The sequence below is a fragment of the Parasedimentitalea maritima genome (assembly GCF_005771405.1).
Classification (GTDB): domain Bacteria; phylum Pseudomonadota; class Alphaproteobacteria; order Rhodobacterales; family Rhodobacteraceae; genus Parasedimentitalea; species Parasedimentitalea maritima.
Genome location: NZ_VAUA01000001.1, coordinates 37,581 through 54,938, shown reverse-complemented (window position 1 = coordinate 54,938; position 17,358 = coordinate 37,581). Strand labels below are relative to the sequence as shown.

19 protein-coding genes are annotated in these 17,358 nt (G+C 54.7%); 13 read left to right on the top strand and 6 right to left on the bottom strand.

Features of this window, described 5'->3' with window-relative positions:
* Positions 1 to 129: 129 nt before the first annotated feature.
* Both FEE96_RS00270 and tdh read left to right on the top strand, forming a co-directional pair.
* Complete coding sequence (locus FEE96_RS00270) at positions 130 to 1,317, top strand: glycine C-acetyltransferase (protein WP_138160959.1); 1,188 nt, start codon at positions 130 to 132, stop codon at positions 1,315 to 1,317.
* A complete protein-coding gene (gene tdh, locus FEE96_RS00265) occupies positions 1,314 to 2,372 on the top strand; it encodes an L-threonine 3-dehydrogenase (RefSeq protein ID WP_138160957.1) in 1,059 nt (352 codons plus the stop codon). Before FEE96_RS00270 ends, tdh begins: the two co-directional genes overlap by 4 nt.
* Before the next feature lie 188 nt (positions 2,373 to 2,560).
* On the opposite strand, the gene FEE96_RS00260 is transcribed toward tdh, so the two are convergent.
* The 4 genes from FEE96_RS00260 to FEE96_RS00245 form a co-directional block, all read right to left on the bottom strand.
* The gene (locus tag FEE96_RS00260; protein WP_138160955.1) at positions 2,561 to 3,292 is read right to left on the bottom strand and encodes a metallophosphoesterase family protein; all 732 of its coding nucleotides are present in this window, start codon (positions 3,290 to 3,292) and stop codon (positions 2,561 to 2,563) included.
* 98 nt (positions 3,293 to 3,390) lie between these two features.
* Positions 3,391 to 3,984, bottom strand: coding sequence for an ATP-dependent Clp protease proteolytic subunit (locus FEE96_RS00255; RefSeq protein WP_246079230.1), 594 nt, complete (start codon positions 3,982 to 3,984; stop codon positions 3,391 to 3,393).
* 150 nt (positions 3,985 to 4,134) lie between these two features.
* Positions 4,135 to 5,730, bottom strand: coding sequence for a phosphoglycerate dehydrogenase (gene serA, locus FEE96_RS00250; protein ID WP_138160953.1), 1,596 nt, complete (start codon positions 5,728 to 5,730; stop codon positions 4,135 to 4,137).
* Positions 5,731 to 5,869: 139 nt separating this feature from the next.
* Positions 5,870 to 7,015: a phosphoserine transaminase gene (locus FEE96_RS00245; protein ID WP_138160951.1), complete on the bottom strand. Its 1,146-nt coding sequence runs from the start codon at positions 7,013 to 7,015 to the stop codon at positions 5,870 to 5,872.
* A gap of 225 nt (positions 7,016 to 7,240) precedes the next feature.
* Between FEE96_RS00245 and FEE96_RS00240 the strand changes: the two genes are divergently transcribed.
* From FEE96_RS00240 to FEE96_RS00215, 6 genes are all read left to right on the top strand, one after another.
* Positions 7,241 to 8,281, top strand: coding sequence for an AI-2E family transporter (locus tag FEE96_RS00240; RefSeq protein ID WP_138160949.1), 1,041 nt, complete (start codon positions 7,241 to 7,243; stop codon positions 8,279 to 8,281).
* A 93-nt stretch (positions 8,282 to 8,374) separates the two neighbouring features.
* Complete coding sequence (gene serB / locus FEE96_RS00235; protein WP_138160947.1) at positions 8,375 to 9,250, top strand: phosphoserine phosphatase SerB; 876 nt, start codon at positions 8,375 to 8,377, stop codon at positions 9,248 to 9,250.
* 6 nt (positions 9,251 to 9,256) lie between these two features.
* A complete protein-coding gene (locus FEE96_RS00230) occupies positions 9,257 to 10,015 on the top strand; it encodes a TSUP family transporter (protein ID WP_138160945.1) in 759 nt (252 codons plus the stop codon).
* A gap of 64 nt (positions 10,016 to 10,079) precedes the next feature.
* Positions 10,080 to 10,400, top strand: coding sequence for an ArsR/SmtB family transcription factor (locus FEE96_RS00225; protein WP_138160943.1), 321 nt, complete (start codon positions 10,080 to 10,082; stop codon positions 10,398 to 10,400).
* Positions 10,397 to 10,825, top strand: a complete 429-nt coding sequence (locus tag FEE96_RS00220) for an SRPBCC family protein (protein WP_138160941.1) — start codon at positions 10,397 to 10,399, stop codon at positions 10,823 to 10,825. Before FEE96_RS00225 ends, FEE96_RS00220 begins: the two co-directional genes overlap by 4 nt.
* Positions 10,826 to 10,871: 46 nt before the next feature.
* On the top strand, positions 10,872 to 11,186 hold the full coding sequence (locus FEE96_RS00215; RefSeq protein ID WP_138160939.1) for a YciI family protein: 315 nt from the start codon (positions 10,872 to 10,874) through the stop codon (positions 11,184 to 11,186).
* A gap of 35 nt (positions 11,187 to 11,221) precedes the next feature.
* Here the strand turns inward: FEE96_RS00215 and FEE96_RS00210 are convergent, their stop codons facing one another.
* Positions 11,222 to 12,220, bottom strand: a complete 999-nt coding sequence (locus FEE96_RS00210; RefSeq protein WP_138160937.1) for an asparaginase — start codon at positions 12,218 to 12,220, stop codon at positions 11,222 to 11,224.
* A 169-nt stretch (positions 12,221 to 12,389) separates the two neighbouring features.
* Between FEE96_RS00210 and FEE96_RS00205 the strand changes: the two genes are divergently transcribed.
* The 3 genes from FEE96_RS00205 to FEE96_RS00195 all read left to right on the top strand — a co-directional run bounded on the left by FEE96_RS00205 (position 12,390) and on the right by FEE96_RS00195 (position 14,736).
* Positions 12,390 to 12,926 carry an invasion associated locus B family protein gene (locus FEE96_RS00205; protein WP_138160935.1) on the top strand — a complete coding sequence of 179 codons (537 nt, stop codon included), beginning with the start codon at positions 12,390 to 12,392 and terminating at the stop codon, positions 12,924 to 12,926.
* A 150-nt stretch (positions 12,927 to 13,076) separates the two neighbouring features.
* A complete protein-coding gene (gene rlmN, locus FEE96_RS00200) occupies positions 13,077 to 14,264 on the top strand; it encodes a dual-specificity RNA methyltransferase RlmN (protein WP_138160933.1) in 1,188 nt (395 codons plus the stop codon).
* A gap of 262 nt (positions 14,265 to 14,526) precedes the next feature.
* Positions 14,527 to 14,736 (top strand): hypothetical protein, encoded by a 210-nt coding sequence (locus FEE96_RS00195; RefSeq protein ID WP_138160931.1) that lies wholly within the window; start codon positions 14,527 to 14,529, stop codon positions 14,734 to 14,736.
* Between the two features lie 43 nt (positions 14,737 to 14,779).
* On the opposite strand, the gene FEE96_RS00190 is transcribed toward FEE96_RS00195, so the two are convergent.
* Entirely contained in the window at positions 14,780 to 15,628 is an 849-nt protein-coding gene (locus FEE96_RS00190; RefSeq protein ID WP_138160929.1) for an LOG family protein, read from the bottom strand.
* Positions 15,629 to 15,703: 75 nt separating this feature from the next.
* Here FEE96_RS00190 and FEE96_RS00185 point away from each other — a divergent pair, with 75 nt between their 5' ends.
* Together FEE96_RS00185 and FEE96_RS00180 are read left to right on the top strand one after the other, a co-directional pair.
* Positions 15,704 to 16,624 (top strand): threonine/serine dehydratase, encoded by a 921-nt coding sequence (locus FEE96_RS00185; RefSeq protein ID WP_138160927.1) that lies wholly within the window; start codon positions 15,704 to 15,706, stop codon positions 16,622 to 16,624.
* Between the two features lie 38 nt (positions 16,625 to 16,662).
* Positions 16,663 to 17,262, top strand: coding sequence for a GntR family transcriptional regulator (locus tag FEE96_RS00180; RefSeq protein ID WP_138160925.1), 600 nt, complete (start codon positions 16,663 to 16,665; stop codon positions 17,260 to 17,262).
* Positions 17,263 to 17,358 lie beyond the last annotated feature (96 nt).

Sequence of the window (17,358 nt, the reverse complement as noted above, 5' to 3'; positions counted from 1 at the left end):
TTCAAGTTGTTTCACTTAGCCCGATCGAAAATCCTATTTCACGGATTTTTTTCCAAAATAGTGAATTCTCCTATTTGGGAATCTTATCCGTTATGATAGATGCGATTCCAAGGATAAGGAGTTCGCCCCATGACCACTGCATTTCTGACTGACATCTCAAACACGCTGGCCCAGATCGAGTCTGATGGATTGTATAAAAGGGAACGAATGATCACCTCGCCTCAGGGCGGCGAGATTACGGTGGGTGAACAGCAAGTCATCAACCTTTGTGCCAACAACTATCTGGGGCTGGCCGATCACCCCGACCTGATCGCCGCCGCGCGCGGAGTGATGGAGGACAAGGGGTTTGGCATGGCCTCGGTTCGCTTTATCTGCGGCACCCAGGACATTCACCGCGAGCTGGAACAGCGGCTGGCCAAGTTCCTGAACAAGGACGATGCCATCCTGTTTGCCGCCTGTTTCGACGCCAATGGCGGGTTGTTTGAACCGCTGCTTGGCCCCGAGGATGCGATTATCTCGGACAGCTTGAACCATGCCTCGATCATCGACGGCATCCGGTTGTGCAAGGCCAAGCGCTATCGCTATCTGAACAGCGATATGAACGATCTTGAGGCCTGGCTGAAGCAGGCTCGCGAAGACGGCGCGCGCCACATCATGATCGCCACCGACGGTGTGTTCTCAATGGATGGTTATCTGGCCAAGCTGCCGGAAATCCGCGCACTGGCTGATAAATACGATGCGATTCTGATGGTCGATGACTGTCACGCCACTGGGTTCATGGGGCCAAACGGCGCTGGCACGCCAGATCACTTTGGCATCGATGTGGACATCGTGACCGGAACATTGGGCAAAGCACTTGGGGGGGCCATCGGCGGTTATATCGCCGGGCCGCAGCCAGTGATCGACCTGCTGCGGCAGCGGGCGCGGCCCTATTTGTTCTCCAATTCGCTGCCGCCATCAATCGTTGCTGCCGGGCTCGAGGCCATCCGGCTGGTTGAAGAAGGCGTCGATCTGCGCACCCAACTGTTCGAGAACACCAAATTCTGGCGCGCCGGACTGGAAGAGCTAGGTTTTGACCTGTTGCCGGGTGAACATCCGATTGTGCCGGTCATGCTGGGTGAGGCTCAGCTGGCCCAGGACATGGCCACACGGCTGTTTGACGAAGGTGTTTATGTATCTGGGTTCTTCTTCCCTGTGGTACCACGCGGTCAGGCCCGTATCCGCACCCAGATGAACGCGGCACTGACACGAGAAGAGCTTGAGCGTGCATTGGCCGCGTTCGGCAAGGTGGGCAAGGATTTGGGGATCATCAAATGACCAGACCAAACACTATGAAGGCGCTGGAAAAGACCCATCCCAAAGAAGGGCTGTGGATGACCCGCGCACCGGTTCCGGAAATCGGCCCCGATGATGTGCTGATCAAGATCAACAAAACGGGCATATGCGGCACCGATGTTCACATCTGGAATTGGGACGCCTGGGCCGAAAAAACGGTCCCTACTCCGCTGATCACCGGCCATGAATTCGCCGGTGAGATTGTCGAACTAGGGCGTAACGTGACCGACCTGAAAATCGGCCAGAGGTGCAGCGGTGAGGGCCACTTGATAGGCCACCACTCGCGCCAATCCCGTGCGGGTAAGTTCCACCTAGACCCAGAAACCCGTGGGATCGGTGTTAATGAACAGGGTGCCTTTGCCCAATATCTGCGCCTGCCTGCGTTCAATGTGGTTCCCCTGCCGGATGAAGTCTCAGATGATATCGGCGCCATCCTCGACCCGCTTGGCAATGCGGTTCACACCGCGCTGAGCTTTGATCTGGTGGGTGAGGATGTGCTGATCACTGGTGCTGGCCCCATTGGCATCATGGCCGCCGCCGTGGCCCGCCATGTTGGCGCGCGCCATGTGGCAATTACTGATGTGAACCCAGATAGATTGGCACTGGCGGAAAAGGTCGCAAACGTCCGCCCGGTCAATGTCGCCAACGAAGACCTGAACGATGTGATTGCCGAACTGGGTATGACCCAGGGCTTTGATGTCGGGTTGGAAATGTCCGGCAACCAAGCTGCGATGGATCAGATGGTCGAGGCTCTGGTGATGGGGGGCCACATTGCCCTGCTGGGTATTCCTCCAGGCAAGTCACCCGTGGATTGGAGCCGCATTGTGTTCAAAGCGATCACCATCAAAGGCGTTTACGGACGCGAGATTTTTGAAACCTGGTATAAGATGATCGCGATGCTGCAAAACGGATTGGATGTCAGTGAGGTGATCACCCACCGGTTTGCAGTGGACGACTTTGAGCAAGGGTTTGCAGCTATGAAGTCCGGGCAAAGCGGGAAAGTCGTTTTGGACTGGCGCGTCGCGCCGGAAAATTGAAACACCGTTAGCGATTTCGAGCAGCTCAATGGAGCTTCATGACTGGGGGCCACAAATGTCTTCTGAGGTCATCAGAAGGTACACAAAAAATAACTAATTAAAAATGTGGCCTCCAGCCACGCCTAAAGGTTAGCACACCTATCCTTTAGATAGCTACGATTTACGCTCGAAAAGCGTGCGTTATTCGCTCACTCAGGCAAAAGAGCAACACGCCCGCGCTTACCAAGCACCCAAGCCTCGCCATTCTCAAACACAGCTGCCGTCAACGGACGACCGAATCCAGCACCCGAATCCAAATTGACCCTATTGCCGCGATGTTCGGGCTGCGGCACATGAGTGTGGCCATGCACAACCAACCAAGGATGTAGGGCACTGTGGTCTAAAAACTCTCTTCGTATCCAGATCTTGTCGTTCTCACTCTGCTTCTCCAGCGCGATGTCGGGGCGGATACCAGCGTGTACAAACAAAAGTTTCCCTTCCTGATGGTGACTGGGAAGGCTGGCAAGGAAATCTAAGTGAGATTGCGGAACCGCTGCCTTAGCTCGGGCATGAACCTCATAGGTACGGTCACCTTCAGCAACTTCGACTCCGTATGACTCGAGTGTCTGAACGCCACCGATACGGGGGTGCAGCCAGTGAAAGCCAACCAACAACTGGGAATCGGTTCTCGGGTAGTCCTCCAGATACATTGAAAACATCCGGTCATGATTGCCCAGCAAAGCGGTCCAATTCCGGCCTTCTGCCTGACCTTGCTGTAAAAGTTCGATCACACCGCGGCTGTTGGGTCCTCTGTCGGTATAATCACCAAGAAAGACAATTCGTGCATTGGGGCCGCCGTCCACTTCGATCCGGTGCAATGCGGTTTCGAGCATTTCAAGCTGCCCATGAATGTCGCCGATTGCGTAGATGGGGGAGGTCATAAAATGGTTCCAATATGCGCAATTGCGAGACAGGCGGTGAAGGTCAGCCTAAAGGGCCCGATCTATCCAGTTTCGGGCCCTGATGTATTGTAGAAGGCTTAAGCCAAATCATCCGAGGAGTTGATGATCTTACCGGAAAGACCATAATCAATGGCCTCTTGAGCGGTCAGCCAAAAATCCCGCCCGGTATCGGCTGCAATTTTCTCAGCTGTCTGACCTGTAGCTTCGGCAAACAGGTTATCAAATCGCTCGCGCATGATGCGAATTTGCTCGGCTTGGATCATCATGTCTGTAGCCTGACCACCGATCCCACCGGACGGTTGGTGCAGCAGAAAACGGGTGTTGGGCAGGCAGAAACGATTCTCTTTACGGGCACCGACATAAATCAATGCGCCAGCGCTCGCGACCCAACCGGTGCCAATAGTACGCACCTCGGGACGGATAAACCGAATGACATCGTGCACCATGTCGCCGCTTTCCACGTGCCCACCGGGCGACGAGATAAACATATCGATAGGGTCGTCATTCTCTTCGGCCAAAGCAAGCAGGTGTGCGACTGTTTTTTGCGCGAGTTTGTCGTTGATTTCACCAGTGACAATCACGGTTCGGCTTTTGAAAAACAGCGTGTCAATCTTGCCAGAGGTCGGGGCATCCTCAGATGTTTTGGAATCGTCCTGCATTTTGGAAAGCATGTCTGTCACCTATTTTTTCTACGAACCAATGCGGTTGGTAATTGGCGCCATAGCAACAGGAGATCGCAGGATCTGCAAGGGTGGTTTCAACAAAAAAGGGAACCACCGTCATGGCAGTTCCCTAATACTGGTTAACTTGTGACTTTGAGGTTAGGCGACATCAAACTCTAGTGGTTTGATCTGAGTGAAATACCCGGTTTCAGCCAGCTTGGCACGGGCCTCGGCGGGCACCTGACCGTCCACATACAGCAGCGCAATCGCCTCGCCACCAGCAGCGGCACGGCCCAAAGTGAAGTTAGCGATGTTAACGCCATTTTCACCCATGGTCTGACCCAACGTACCAATGATACCCGGCACATCTTCGTTGGTGGTGTAGAGCATGTGCGCACCGACCTCGGCATCGATGTTGATGCCTTTGATCTGGATAAACCGAGGCTTACCGTCGCTGAACACTGTCCCCGCAACCGAACGTTCGCGCTTGTCTGTGACAACTGTCACCTTGATGTAGCCGTCAAACGTACCTGACTTGTCCTGATTAGTGGTCGAGATCTGAACACCACGCTCCTTGGCTACAACCGGGGCCGAGACCATATTCACGTCAGGGTTGGCACGCTTCATGATACCCGCAACAACCGCACAATTCAGTGCCGCCAGGTTCATCTCAGATGCGACACCATCATACAGAATGTTGATCGCCTTGATCGGCTCGTCTGTCATCTGACCGGTAAAGCTACCGAGATGATCAGCCAGCTTGATCCATGGGCCCATGACCTTGGCTTCTTCAGCTGTGACCGATGGCATGTTCAGCGCGTTTTCAACAGCACCAGTCAGCAAATAGTTCGACATCTGTTCGGCCACTTGCAGGGCGACGTTTTCCTGTGCCTCGGTGGTTGCAGCGCCCAAGTGCGGGGTGCAGACCACGTTAGGCAGATTGAACAGCGCATTTTCCTTGGCAGGTTCCTGGGCGAACACGTCAAAGGCAGCACCGGCCACGTGACCGGATTTCAACAGCTCGGCCAGGGCTTCCTCATCTACCAGACCACCGCGGGCACAGTTGATGATGCGAACCCCCTTCTTGGTCTTGGCAAGGTTCTCACGCGACAGAACATTGCGCGTCTGGTCAGTCAATGGAACGTGCAGGGTGATAAAGTCAGCGCGGGTCAGTAGTTCGTCCAGCTCAACCTTTTCAACACCCATCTTGTCGGCTTTTTCTTCACCCAGATAGGGATCGTAGGCGACAACTTTCATTTTCAGCCCTTGCGCACGGTCGCAAACGATACCACCGATGTTGCCTGCGCCAATGACACCCAGTGTCTTGTTGGTCAGCTCAGTCCCCATGAACTTGGACTTTTCCCATTTACCGGCATGGGTCGAAGTGCTGGCCTCGGGGATCTGGCGTGCCACAGCGAACATCATCGCAATAGCGTGCTCTGCAGTGGTAATCATGTTGCCGAACGGCGTGTTCATGACGATCACACCCTTTTTCGACGCAGCTTCTTTGTCGATGTTATCAGTGCCGATACCAGCGCGTGCGATCACTTTCAGGTTGGTCGCTGCTTCCAGAATGGTTGGCGTGACGCGAGTGGCAGAGCGAATTGCCAGACCATCGTATTGGCCGATCACTTCGGCTAGTTTGTCTTTGTCCTTGCCCAGGTCGGGCTGGAAATCCACATCAATGCCGCGGTCGCGGAAAATCTGAACCGCTGTTTCGCTAAGCTTGTCGGATACGAGTACTTTGGGAGCCATGGTTTTTGGTCCTTTTATCGGGGGCCACATTGAGCCTGAATGGGGTTCTTTTAGGGGAGCGCCTGACCCTGGGTGGGTGCAGAGGGCCCTCCCGTGGGGAAGGTCGGGCGCTGCCCGGCGGTGCCGCCGGGCGACTGACTTATCCTTGAGCTGCGATTTCGGCCTCAAACGCCCAGGCGAGCCAAGGCAGCATGGCCTGAATGTCAGCCGTCTCAACCGTGCCGCCACACCAGATCCGCAGACCCGCAGGTGCATCGCGATAGGCGCCGATGTCATAGGCAATGCCTTCGACATCCAGACGTTTCGCCACTGCCTTGGCAAAACCCGCACCATCAGAGATGCGGTCATCGGTGAACTTTAGACACACGGATGTGTTTGACCGAGTTGCCTCGTCCTCGGCCAGGTTGGCGATCCAATCGTTAGCGTCGCAGAAATCAAATACGGCTTGCGCATTGGCATCCGCACGGGCTTTCAGCCCCTGAAGACCACCAATCGAACGGGCCCAGTCGAGAGCAAACAGGTAATCCTCAACCGCTAGCATCGACGGGGTGTTGATGGTGGCACCGGTAAAGATACCCTCGATCAGCTTGCCACCTTTGGTCAGGCGGAAGATCTTGGGCAGCGGCCAGGCTGGGGTGTAGCTTTCCAGACGCTCAACAGCGCGCGGGCTTAGCACGATAACACCGTGGGCAGCTTCGCCGCCGAGCACTTTCTGCCAAGAGAATGTGGTCACATCCAGTTTGTCCCAGGGCAGGTCCATCGCAAAGGCTGCCGAAGTGGCGTCACAAATGGTCAGGCCGTCACGGTCGTCGGAAATCCAGTCACCATTAGGAACCCGCACACCCGAGGTGGTGCCGTTCCAGGTAAACACAACATCATTGGCAAAATCGACCGATGCCAGATCGACGATCTGACCATAGTCCGCCACCTTGGCCTCGGCATCGATCTTCAGCTGCTTGACCACATCGGTGATCCAGCCCGCGCCAAAGCTTTCCCAGGCCAGCATCTCGACCTTGCGCTCGCCCAGCAGCGACCACAAAGCCATCTCAACGGCACCAGTGTCCGACGCAGGGACGATACCGATACGATAATCAGCGGGGATGCCCAAAATCTCGCGGGTGCCTTCGATGGCATCCTTCAGCTTGGCCTTGCCAGGAGCTGCGCGGTGGCTGCGACCCAATGGAGCGTCGGCCAGTTTGGACAGTTCGAATGTAGGGGGTTTGGCACAGGGGCCCGAAGAAAAACGCGGATTGTCCGGCCGCGTAGCCGGTTGCTGAGTAGCCATTGATGCTATCCTTACAGATAAATGCCCTTCGTTGGGGAAGGGTGTCCCACCGCCAGAGCTAGGGTGCTGCGATGCGGCACGCAACCGGGAAAATTCACGATAACGCCGATTTATCGCGCAATTGCGACACGCGATGACTACGATCGGAAACTTACTGCAATACATTGCCCGTGACCCCAGCACTGTATTAACTCGCGCTTAGATATTTAGAATCGGGTGTTGATTATGAGCAGACTGGCAATGGTAACCTATTCGGTTGCGCTAATGCTGATGCTGGGCTGGTTGCTGCAGGCAGGGCAATCGATTGTGCTGCCTGTGTTAGTTGGCATCATCGCTGTCTATATTTTGACCACAGCTGCCGAGGCACTTGTACGAGTACCAGTTCTGGGCTTGCTACCGCGACGCTGGCGAAGACTGTTAGTCTTGCTGGCCTTCACCTTCGCAGTGCTGGTGCTGGCGGGGTTTATCACCAGCAACGCAGCAGCGATTTCAGGTGCCATTCCGGGGTATGCCGAGAACTTTGATAAATTGCAGGACAAGCTCATCAACATGCTGGGCGTGCACGAACTCCCAAGCTGGGCCAATTTGGGTGAACGGTTGTTGGATCTGATCGATGCCACCACATTGATGCCAGCCGCCCTTGCCACCATCAGCAATGGTGGCACTGTGATCGTTGGAGCGGCGCTTTATGCGGTGTTCATATTGGCCGAGCTAGACAATCTCCCCAACAAGACCAGACATGCGATGGGTGATCCGGAAAGGGCTGAGCACGCCCTGGAAATGGCCCGTAAGATCAACGAAAAGATCGGTGGGTATTTGGCGGCCAAAACACTGGTTAATGTGATCCTTGCCTTTGTTTCTTACGGTATCTTGCTGCTATTAGGCATTGAGCAGGCAGCATTCTGGGCGATCTTGATCGGGCTGCTTAACTATATCCCCTACATCGGTTCAATTATCGCTGTGGTTTTTCCGGTGACCATGAGTCTGGTGCAGTTCACCTCGTTTGGTCACACAGCGCTGGCGTTGGTCACACTGATGGTGCCGCAGATTGCGGTCGGCTATTACATCGAGCCAAAATTCCTAGGCCGGTCGGTAAACCTCAGCCCGTTCACAGTTTTGTTGTCACTGGCGATCTGGACCGCGCTTTGGGGCATGATGGGCGCTATTTTGGCGGTGCCTCTGACTGCAATGGTAATGATCATTCTGGCGGAAATTCCCAATGCCCGGTTTATCGCTGTGATGATGTCCGAATCTGGTGATCTTTAGGTCGGCTGGTTAAGGAGGGCTGGTTACCAGTGGCAACCGTGGCTATTAGGGGCACAACAGCGCCCTACCCTCATCCTCCGATGGAGACCGCCCATGTATACAGTCACTCTGCTCTGCAATCCCGTGAAGCCATCGTTGGATCCGGCACTGCTCGAATCACTGCGAAACGCCTGGGGTGGCGGGGATGCATTGTGGCTGGCGCCAGATGAAGCAGCCGAATTTGCACTTGAAACTCTACCTGACAATCAGTGGCAGGTCTGGGATGATCTGCAGGGTCTGGGTGTCGACCTGGTGATCCAACAGACCAAAGGCCGCCGTAAGGCAATGCTGCTAGCGGATATGGACAGCACCATGATCCAACAGGAATGCATCGACGAATTGGCCGATGAGGCAGGCGTCGGTGACCACGTAAAGACAATCACGGCCCGTGCGATGAACGGTGAACTCGATTTTGAGGCCGCGCTGATTGAGCGGGTTGGCCTGTTGGCTGACCAGCCTGAGAGTATAATCGCCAAAGTCTTGGCCGAGCGCATCACCTTGATGCCCGGAGGCAAATCGCTTTTGGCCACGATGAAAGCAGATGGCGCTTATGCAGCACTTGTGTCGGGTGGCTTCACCGCCTTCACGGCCAAAGTCGCTGCCGAATTGGGCTTCGACGAAAACCGCGCCAATACGTTCATCATCGACGCCGGCAGGCTGACTGGCGATGTTGGCCGACCAATACTGGGGCGCGAAGCCAAGGTTGAAGCCCTGGAGCAAATCACCACACGTTTGGGCATCAGTGATTCAGAGGTGATGGCTGTTGGCGATGGCGCCAACGATCTGGGCATGCTGGATCGGGCCGGATCTGGGGTAGCGCTACATGCTAAACCTTCAGTCGCTGCGCAATGCGACATCCGCATCAACCACGGCGACCTAAGCGCGCTGCTGTATCTGCAAGGCTATGCCCGGGACGAATTCAAGGGATAACACTACATGCTTGAAGTGGGTTTTGAGACCCTGCTGCTATTGCTGGCGGCAGGTTTTGTGGCGGGTTTCATGGATGCCGTTGCCGGCGGTGGAGGGTTGGTTACGGTACCGGTTCTGCTGCTGGCAGGCGCCAATCCGATCACCGCTCTGGCCACCAACAAAATTCAGGGTTTGTTTGGCGCAGGCACTGCAGCGTTAAGCTATGCCCGTGGTGGGCATGTAAATTTGCGTGAGCAAGGCAGAGCTGCCGCGATTGCTTTTGTTGCCTCAATTGCTGGTGCGCTGTTGGTTACCGTTCTGCCAACTGGCTGGATCAGAATGATACTTCCATTACTGCTAATTGGCATCGCTGGATTTTTTGCCACCAAAAAAGGATTGGATGACGGTGACCGTGTACGCCGCCTTTCCCCCATGTTGTTTGCAGCAACAATGGTGCCACTATGCGGAGCCTACGACGGATTACTTGGCCCAGGTGCTGGCAGTTTCTACATGCTCGCCTTTGTATCAATGGCAGGATACGGCATCCTCAAGGCGACGGCTCATACCAAGTTGCTGAACTTGGCGTCGAACGCTGGCGCGCTCTTGGCCTTTGCTTTTGTCGCGACCCCCTGGTGGATCACCGGATTGGCTATGGGTATGGCGCAGATTGCCGGGGCTGCCGCAGGTGCCAAGATGGCGCAAAAACAAGGATCTCGGTTGATTAAGCCACTGTTAGTGATCACTTCGGTCACCTTGGCAGTAAAGTTACTTTGGGACATGTTTTGAAACATCTCAACCGCATATCAATTTAGCCTTTACATTAATTAACGCACAAGTTAATTAATGACCTATGACACCACTCTTAAAATCATTTTCTGCACTGGCTGACGAAACCCGCATGTCGATTGTGGAACAGCTGATGGACCACGGCGAATTGCCGGCAGGCGATCTGGTACGTGGCTCGGGCATCACGGCACCAGCCATTTCACGGCATTTAAAGGTCCTGCGCGAGGCTGGCCTGATCCAGCAACGTGCCGAGGGTACAAAGCGGCTGTATTCCGCCCGCCCCGAGGGACTGCAACTAATTGCAACATGGACCAAATCAAAGCGCGAGTTCTGGGAAAGCAGTCTGGACCGGCTCGAAGCTGCGATGATGGAGGACGATACATGACCGACCTAAGGTTGGAACGAGACTTTTCAGTCACCCCAGATCGATTGTTTAAGTGGATTAGTACACCGGAAAAATTGCTGAAATGGTGGGGGCCCGAAGGCATGGATGTGCCTGTGCACGAACTTGATTTCAGCCGCACAGGTCCATGGTTTTCGATCATGCGAAACGGCGAAGGCCAGCAGTTCAAGGTTTCAGGTCATGTGACCCACGTGGACGCGCCAAAATCCGTTGGTTTCACTTGGGGTTGGCATGATGAAAACGATCAGCGCGACACCGAAAGCCATGTGACTTTCACCGTGGTTGCCAATGACTCTGGCGCGCGACTGGTCATTGATCACCGCGAGCTGGGTGACGACGACATCAGCGCCCGCCATGAACAGGGCTGGACCTCGTCGTTGCGCAAGTTGGCGGCAAACATCACCTAACAACAAAGTACTTTTTCTAAACCCGATTCAGCAAAGGAACTTCGACATGGCTCAATTCATTTTCGCCTACCACGGCGGCAAGAAACCCGACACACCCGAAGAAGGTGCCAAGGTCATGGATGCCTGGAAAAGCTGGATGGCTTCAATGGGTGATGCCCTGATCGTGCCTGGCGCCCCTGTTGGCATGTCCAAGACCGTAAGTGCGGATGGTATCACCGATGATGGCGGCTCCAACCCACTGTCCGGCTACACCGTCGTCGAAGCCGCCGACATAGCAGCCGCCAGCGAACTAGCCAAAGGTTGCCCAATGGTGGCTGAGGTCAGCGGATCAGTAGAAGTGGCTGAAATTCTCGAAATGTAATGTAAACGCCCGGCTTTTCAGCCGGGCGTTCTGATTCAGAACAACAGTTCAGTTGCAGGCCGTACAATGCCGGCCTCAATTCCACGCCGACTCCGAATTGGCGTATTCATATACTTCAGAGTTTCTGGGTGATTGGCATCCAATACTCCTAGTGACACCAGTATTGCCGCAATCGCACATTCACTGGCACGGGTAGCACCATCGACAATCTTCAGTGCAACGCCCAGACGCTTTTCTGGAATAATGGCAATGAATACAGCTTCGGCCCCGGTCTTAATCGCGACCTTTCCGTCCATGGCCCGCATCAGGTTGGTACACGCACGGGTTTCACCGGCTACCAGATCAGGGTGCGTAGTCATCGCAGCAACCAATTGCTGCGCTGCGCTGGACGAACGGTCGGACCGATCCGAAGCCGAAGCAAACCAAGCCATTGACCGTGCCAGACCTGTTACCGTGGTGGCAAAGTTTGGCGCCGAGCAGCCATCAATCCCAAAGCAGGGACTGTCCTGCTCTGTGGTTTCCTCAAACGCTGTCAAGCAGGCTTGCTGCACCGGATGGTCCATCTCGACATATTCAGGACCTGCGCCCATATGCTGGGCTAGCGTCAGGAAGCCGGCATGTTTGCCAGAGCAGTTATTATGCACCTGACAAGGGCTGGTGTCGGTCTTGATCAATCCGTTGCGAGCCGGAATATCATTGGGCAATTGTGGCCCACAGCGGAAGTCACTGTCAGTCAGGCCCAGTTGCGTCAGCCAGGAGTTGACTCGGCTCGTATGAATCTCAGCCCCATTATGCGAAGCACAGGCTAGGGCCAGTTGCTCGCTGGTCAGGCCAAACTTTTCAGCCGCCCCCGAGGTGATCAATGGCAGTGCCTGAATCATCTTGGCGGAGGAACGTGGATAGATCACCGCATCGGGATCACCCCAACTGCGGACCACCTGACCACTGTCATCACAGACTACAGCATGCCCTAGGTGAAGGCTTTCGAGTAACTGGCCACGCCAGATTTCGGCAATCGGAACCGGATTTGTCATGATATTAGACCTTTTTCTTGGCGATTTCCTGCCAATCGCACTTTCACCAGTGGTGCTAATGACGTTAGTATGCTTGTGTCAACATGCGAGGGATACAAGTCTAGACAGTGGGTAACACTGCAGGCACTCTGGCATTATTGAGGTTATGACAGTCTTGGAGTCGGGACAAATGGCATCGAAATTTGCCCATGCAGTTATGAGCCTGTGCCTGGCAGGCATGGTCGCCACTACTGCATATGCACAACAAACCCAAAGCACCAACCGCGTTGCCGCCAACGTGGACTGGAGTGTTTTTCAGGGGAATGACCCGGTTGAATGTTGGGGCGTCTCTGCCCCCAAGGAATCGGTAAACACCCGCGATGGTCGCGTTGTAGCCGTGCGGCGCAGCGAAATTCAGCTTTTTGTGTTCTACCGCCCAGACGGTGGCGACAATGGTCAGGTGACCTTTACCGGCGGCTATCCATTTGCCCCGGGATCAACCGTGAACATGACGGTTGGCGAAACAGAATTTGAGCTGTTTACAGATGGTGAATGGGCCTGGCCTGCTACTGCCGCGGATGACGCAAAGATCATTACCGCAATGAAGCGTGGATCGCAGGCGGTGTTAACTGCGCGTTCCGCACGCGGCACCCAGACCCAGGACAGTTTCTCGTTGCTGGGCTTTACCGCAGCAATTGAAGACGCCGACAAACGCTGCACCAAATAGGCTGCAAGCCAGTGAATTCAAAACAACCTCGGCACCTCTTGGTGACCGGGGTTTTCTTATTCTAGATCACAATATGCACCGAATTCTTTTGATCTTGGCGCAATCTCCTATATAGAGCCGCATCCACCCCTTATTGCCGAGTTCCGAGCCATGACTGCTGACGCACCGATTACCCAAGATGTTCTGACCCTGCCGCGCAAGCTGCCTGAGGGCGGCAAGATCAATCTTGTTGGCCAAACTCGTGAACAACTACGCGAAACCCTGATCAAGTTGGGCACCAAAGAAAAGCAGGCCAAGATGCGAGTTGGGCAGATCTGGCAGTGGATCTATCAGTGGGGTAAACGCGATTTTGCCGACATGACCAACCTGTCCAAGTCCCTGCGCGCAGACTTGGCTGAGCGTTGTGTCATCGAAATTCCAGAGGTGATCACCAGACAAGTGTCCGAAGATGGCACTCGCAAATATCTGGTTCGTATCGCCGGCGGTCACGAGGTCGAGGTGGTCTATATTCCCGAAACCGATCGCGGCACCCTATGCATCTCATCTCAGGTGGGTTGCACCCTAACCTGTTCATTCTGCCACACCGGCACCCAGAAATTGGTTCGCAATCTGACATCTGCCGAAATTATCGGACAGGTAATGATGGCGCGTGACGATCTCGACGAATGGCCAGTACCCGGCACCCGCTCTGACGACCACACCCGACGTCTGTCCAATATCGTGCTGATGGGTATGGGTGAGCCGCTGTACAACTTTGAAAACGTCCGCGACGCGATGAAAATCGCGATGGATCCCGAAGGCATTCAACTCAGCCGTCGCCGCATCACTTTGTCAACCAGTGGTGTCGTTCCAGAAATTGCCCGCACGGCTGATGAAATCGGTTGCATGCTAGCGATTTCGTTCCACGCCACCACGGATGAAGTGCGCGACAAGTTGGTGCCAATCAACAAACGCTGGAACCTAGAGAAATTACTGCAAGCCTTGCGTGACTACCCTCGTGTTGCAAACTCAGAACGCATCACCTTTGAGTACGTGATGCTGGACCGGGTCAACGACAGTAAAGAAGACGCCCACCGGCTGGTCGAGCTGATCAAGGGTATTCCGGCAAAGATCAACTTGATCCCGTTCAATGAATGGCCAGGCGCGCCGTACAAGCGCAGTTCGGGCAACCGAATCCACGCGTTTGCGGATATCATTCACGACGCTGGCTATGCCTCACCCATCCGCAAACCGCGTGGCGAAGACATTATGGCCGCCTGCGGCCAGCTGAAGTCAGCCACCGAGCGTGCCCGCAAAAGTCGCAAGCAGATCGAGGCAGAGGCTGGATTGAATTCCTGACCCGCTGATTGAATCAACTTTGTTGACTTGAAGGTTCCGCAAAGCCCAGGGGAGGCGCAAACCTCTTTCCCTGGGTGAAAGTCAGACTAAGCTCCAGCCTCTGTGAGGCGAGACTGGAGCCAAAGAAATCCTCAACACTTTATTCACCCGTTGGGCAAGCTGCCCTAATACGTCTCAAAATTTCCTCAATTCCGGTAAATTTCCGCCATCCTGAACAATCAGTTTCCTTCTTGAGAACAATCAAAGTCAGGAGAACTGAACAATGGCACAGGCAGATATCGGCGGCAGCATGATCGAAGACGGCGTACTGGCCCTAGTACGTGACGAAAAAGCAAAAGCACTGAGCGCGCGCGAGTGGAAATTCCGGCTCAAAGGCTATGGCTATGCAATCAAAGATGTGAGCGGCAAACAGGTGCTGACCAGCTTGACCCAAGGCATTGAACTGGGTGTATTGCCAACAGACATGGGTTGATCACTACACAGATCTTTGATTGCAGAATAGATTTTGGGGCGGATTATTTTTCCCGCCCAGGAAGACTATCGCGCGGCGGTGCGGGCTCCCAGTTTTCAATGAGCTCCATCGCCTCTTGCGCCGTATCAACAAACCGGAACAGGTCAAGATCCTGATCTGAAATGGTGCCTGCATCCGCCAGCGCATCCCAGTTGATAACTTTATGCCAGAACTCCTTGCCAAACAGCAGGAACGGGACACGTTCCATCCGGCCTGTCTGGATCAAGGTCAGGCTTTCAAACAGCTCATCCATCGTGCCAAAACCACCGGGGAACACACAGATCGCCCGAGCGCGCATCAAAAAGTGCATTTTCCGAATGGCAAAATAGTGAAAATTAAAGCTGAGATCAGGCGTCACATATTCATTCGGCGCCTGCTCATGCGGTAGCACGATGCTTAACCCAATAGAGGCCCCGCCCGCATCCACAGCACCACGGTTACCAGCCTCCATCACGCCAGGCCCGCCCCCGGTCACGATCACATTTTCACGGCCACCGCTCTCTTTTGACTTCAGCGTCATTAAGCGGGAAAATTCACGTGCTTCATCATAAAAATCAGATAAATTCGCCAATGTCTGGGTTCGGGCCTTATCCTTATGTTCGGGATCGGGAATACGGGCGCCGCCAAACAACACAATGGTGCTTTCGATACCACGTTCGTCCAGCAACAACTGCGGCTTCAGAAGCTCCAACTGTAGCCGCACCGGCCGCAATTCTTCACGACAGAGAAAATCCTCATCTGCAAAGGCTAAACGATATGCAGGCGCATCAGTCTGCGGTGTTGACGGAACGTGTCCAGCCTGATCCCTGTCAGAATGGGCATCGCGGAAACGGCTGTGGCGGTCATCATTCATTTTTTGGATCCTGCTTGCTTGTTTTCCCTCAGCCTATAATGTCCATTGCCGCAACACTAGGCAAAGGCGTGAATGATGGGCTGGAAAAGTAAAATTGAGGCAGCGGCGGACCGCATTGCAGGCCACACACAAATTACACCAACAATGCAAGTCAATGGATTTGGACTGAATTTCCCGGTCGAACTAAAGCTGGAGCACATGCAGCACACCGGAAGCTTTAAGGCGCGTGGGGCATTTAACACGCTGCTAAGTGAACCAGTGCCAGCCGCTGGACTGGTGGCCGCATCAGGTGGCAACCATGGCGCCGCAGTGGGGTATGCAGCGCACAAACTGGGCCACAAGGTGCGTATTTACGTTCCTGAAATGGCAGGTCCTTCCAAAATCGCACTGATCAAAAATACAGGCGCTGATCTGCAAGTAGTGCCGGGGGCATATTCCGATGCCATGGAGCTGGCCCAGAAGTACGAAACCGAAACGGGTGCGATGCAGGTGCATGCTTATGACGCTCCTGCCACAGTTGCCGGGCAAGGGAGCTGCTTTTCCGAATGGCAGGCACAGGGGCTGCAAGCCGACACATTGCTAATTGCAGTGGGCGGCGGCGGGCTGATCTCTGGGGCAATGGCCTGGTTTGGAGGTGAGAAAAAGGTGGTGGCAGTTGAACCGGAAACATCAAAAGCACTAAATGCCGCTTTGCAGGCCAATACACCCGTCGACGTTGAAGTGTCTGGAGTAGCTGCCAATGCGTTAGGGGCCAAACGAATTGGCGGGATCTGTTTTGATCTGGCACTTTCCCAAGGCATCGAGTCGCTTACAGTCAGTGATGCAGCGATCACCAAAGCTCAGCAAGCCTTGTGGTCCCAACATCGTATCCTAGTCGAACCAGCAGGTGCCACCGCTTTGGCAGCCCTAATGTCAGGAGCGTACTGTCCGGCAGAAGACGAGCGTGTAGCTGTGTTGATTTGCGGCGGAAATATCGCACCAGATCCACTAGGATAGCGCTTGCAGGTCGGCGGCGTCGATTTTATCTATTATCTATGACAGCGACAATTGCCGACACAATCTACCATAGCCTGAGCGAACGTATTGTTGCGGGTGACTTACCTGCAGGTGAGAAATTACGCCAAGACCATATCGCCCGCGAGTTCGACACCAGCCATGTGCCGGTGCGCGAGGCGTTGTTGCGGCTGGAAGCCCATGGGTTAGCGCAGTCCATTCCCAGACGTGGCACACGGGTGACAGCGCTGGATCCAGGGGAAATTCTCGAAGTCATCGAAATGCGAGTTTCATTGGAAATATTGGCTCTGACACATGCCATCGCCAAACAGACGCAGGATGATGTGGATGCAGCCGAAGCTGCCCGTCTCGCTTGTGATGAAGCCGAGGATATGCAGTCCTGGGAGGTTCTCAATCGAAACTTCCACCGAGTCATCCTAACCCCGTGCTCCATGCCCAGGTTACTGGCAACAATTGACGACCTGCACATTGCCTCGGCGCGCCATCTTTTTGCCAACTGGAAACATCGCTGGACTCGCCGCGTTGACAAGGATCATGCAGCCATTGTTCAGGCGATGGGCCGCCGGGACACGACTGCTGCCTGTGAAATACTTCGCCGACATCTACGTCGTGTTCGCTAGCCGCGATACACCACACGCCTAATCAAGCTGTTCAACCCTACAGCTGCAGTTCAGATATGTGATAGTCATGACTGCGCTGGCTCAGCCTGTCCGGTG

Coding starts and splice junctions, on each gene's coding strand:
- FEE96_RS00270 (WP_138160959.1), top strand. CDS start 130: ATGACCACTGCATTTCTGACTGACATCTCAAACACGCTGGCCCAGATC.
- tdh (WP_138160957.1), top strand. CDS start 1,314: ATGACCAGACCAAACACTATGAAGGCGCTGGAAAAGACCCATCCCAAA.
- FEE96_RS00260 (WP_138160955.1), bottom strand. CDS start 3,292: ATGACCTCCCCCATCTACGCAATCGGCGACATTCATGGGCAGCTTGAA.
- FEE96_RS00255 (WP_246079230.1), bottom strand. CDS start 3,984: ATGCTTTCCAAAATGCAGGACGATTCCAAAACATCTGAGGATGCCCCG.
- serA (WP_138160953.1), bottom strand. CDS start 5,730: ATGGCTCCCAAAGTACTCGTATCCGACAAGCTTAGCGAAACAGCGGTT.
- FEE96_RS00245 (WP_138160951.1), bottom strand. CDS start 7,015: ATGGCTACTCAGCAACCGGCTACGCGGCCGGACAATCCGCGTTTTTCT.
- FEE96_RS00240 (WP_138160949.1), top strand. CDS start 7,241: ATGAGCAGACTGGCAATGGTAACCTATTCGGTTGCGCTAATGCTGATG.
- serB (WP_138160947.1), top strand. CDS start 8,375: ATGTATACAGTCACTCTGCTCTGCAATCCCGTGAAGCCATCGTTGGAT.
- FEE96_RS00230 (WP_138160945.1), top strand. CDS start 9,257: ATGCTTGAAGTGGGTTTTGAGACCCTGCTGCTATTGCTGGCGGCAGGT.
- FEE96_RS00225 (WP_138160943.1), top strand. CDS start 10,080: ATGACACCACTCTTAAAATCATTTTCTGCACTGGCTGACGAAACCCGC.
- FEE96_RS00220 (WP_138160941.1), top strand. CDS start 10,397: ATGACCGACCTAAGGTTGGAACGAGACTTTTCAGTCACCCCAGATCGA.
- FEE96_RS00215 (WP_138160939.1), top strand. CDS start 10,872: ATGGCTCAATTCATTTTCGCCTACCACGGCGGCAAGAAACCCGACACA.
- FEE96_RS00210 (WP_138160937.1), bottom strand. CDS start 12,220: ATGACAAATCCGGTTCCGATTGCCGAAATCTGGCGTGGCCAGTTACTC.
- FEE96_RS00205 (WP_138160935.1), top strand. CDS start 12,390: ATGGCATCGAAATTTGCCCATGCAGTTATGAGCCTGTGCCTGGCAGGC.
- rlmN (WP_138160933.1), top strand. CDS start 13,077: ATGACTGCTGACGCACCGATTACCCAAGATGTTCTGACCCTGCCGCGC.
- FEE96_RS00195 (WP_138160931.1), top strand. CDS start 14,527: ATGGCACAGGCAGATATCGGCGGCAGCATGATCGAAGACGGCGTACTG.
- FEE96_RS00190 (WP_138160929.1), bottom strand. CDS start 15,628: ATGAATGATGACCGCCACAGCCGTTTCCGCGATGCCCATTCTGACAGG.
- FEE96_RS00185 (WP_138160927.1), top strand. CDS start 15,704: ATGGGCTGGAAAAGTAAAATTGAGGCAGCGGCGGACCGCATTGCAGGC.
- FEE96_RS00180 (WP_138160925.1), top strand. CDS start 16,663: ATGACAGCGACAATTGCCGACACAATCTACCATAGCCTGAGCGAACGT.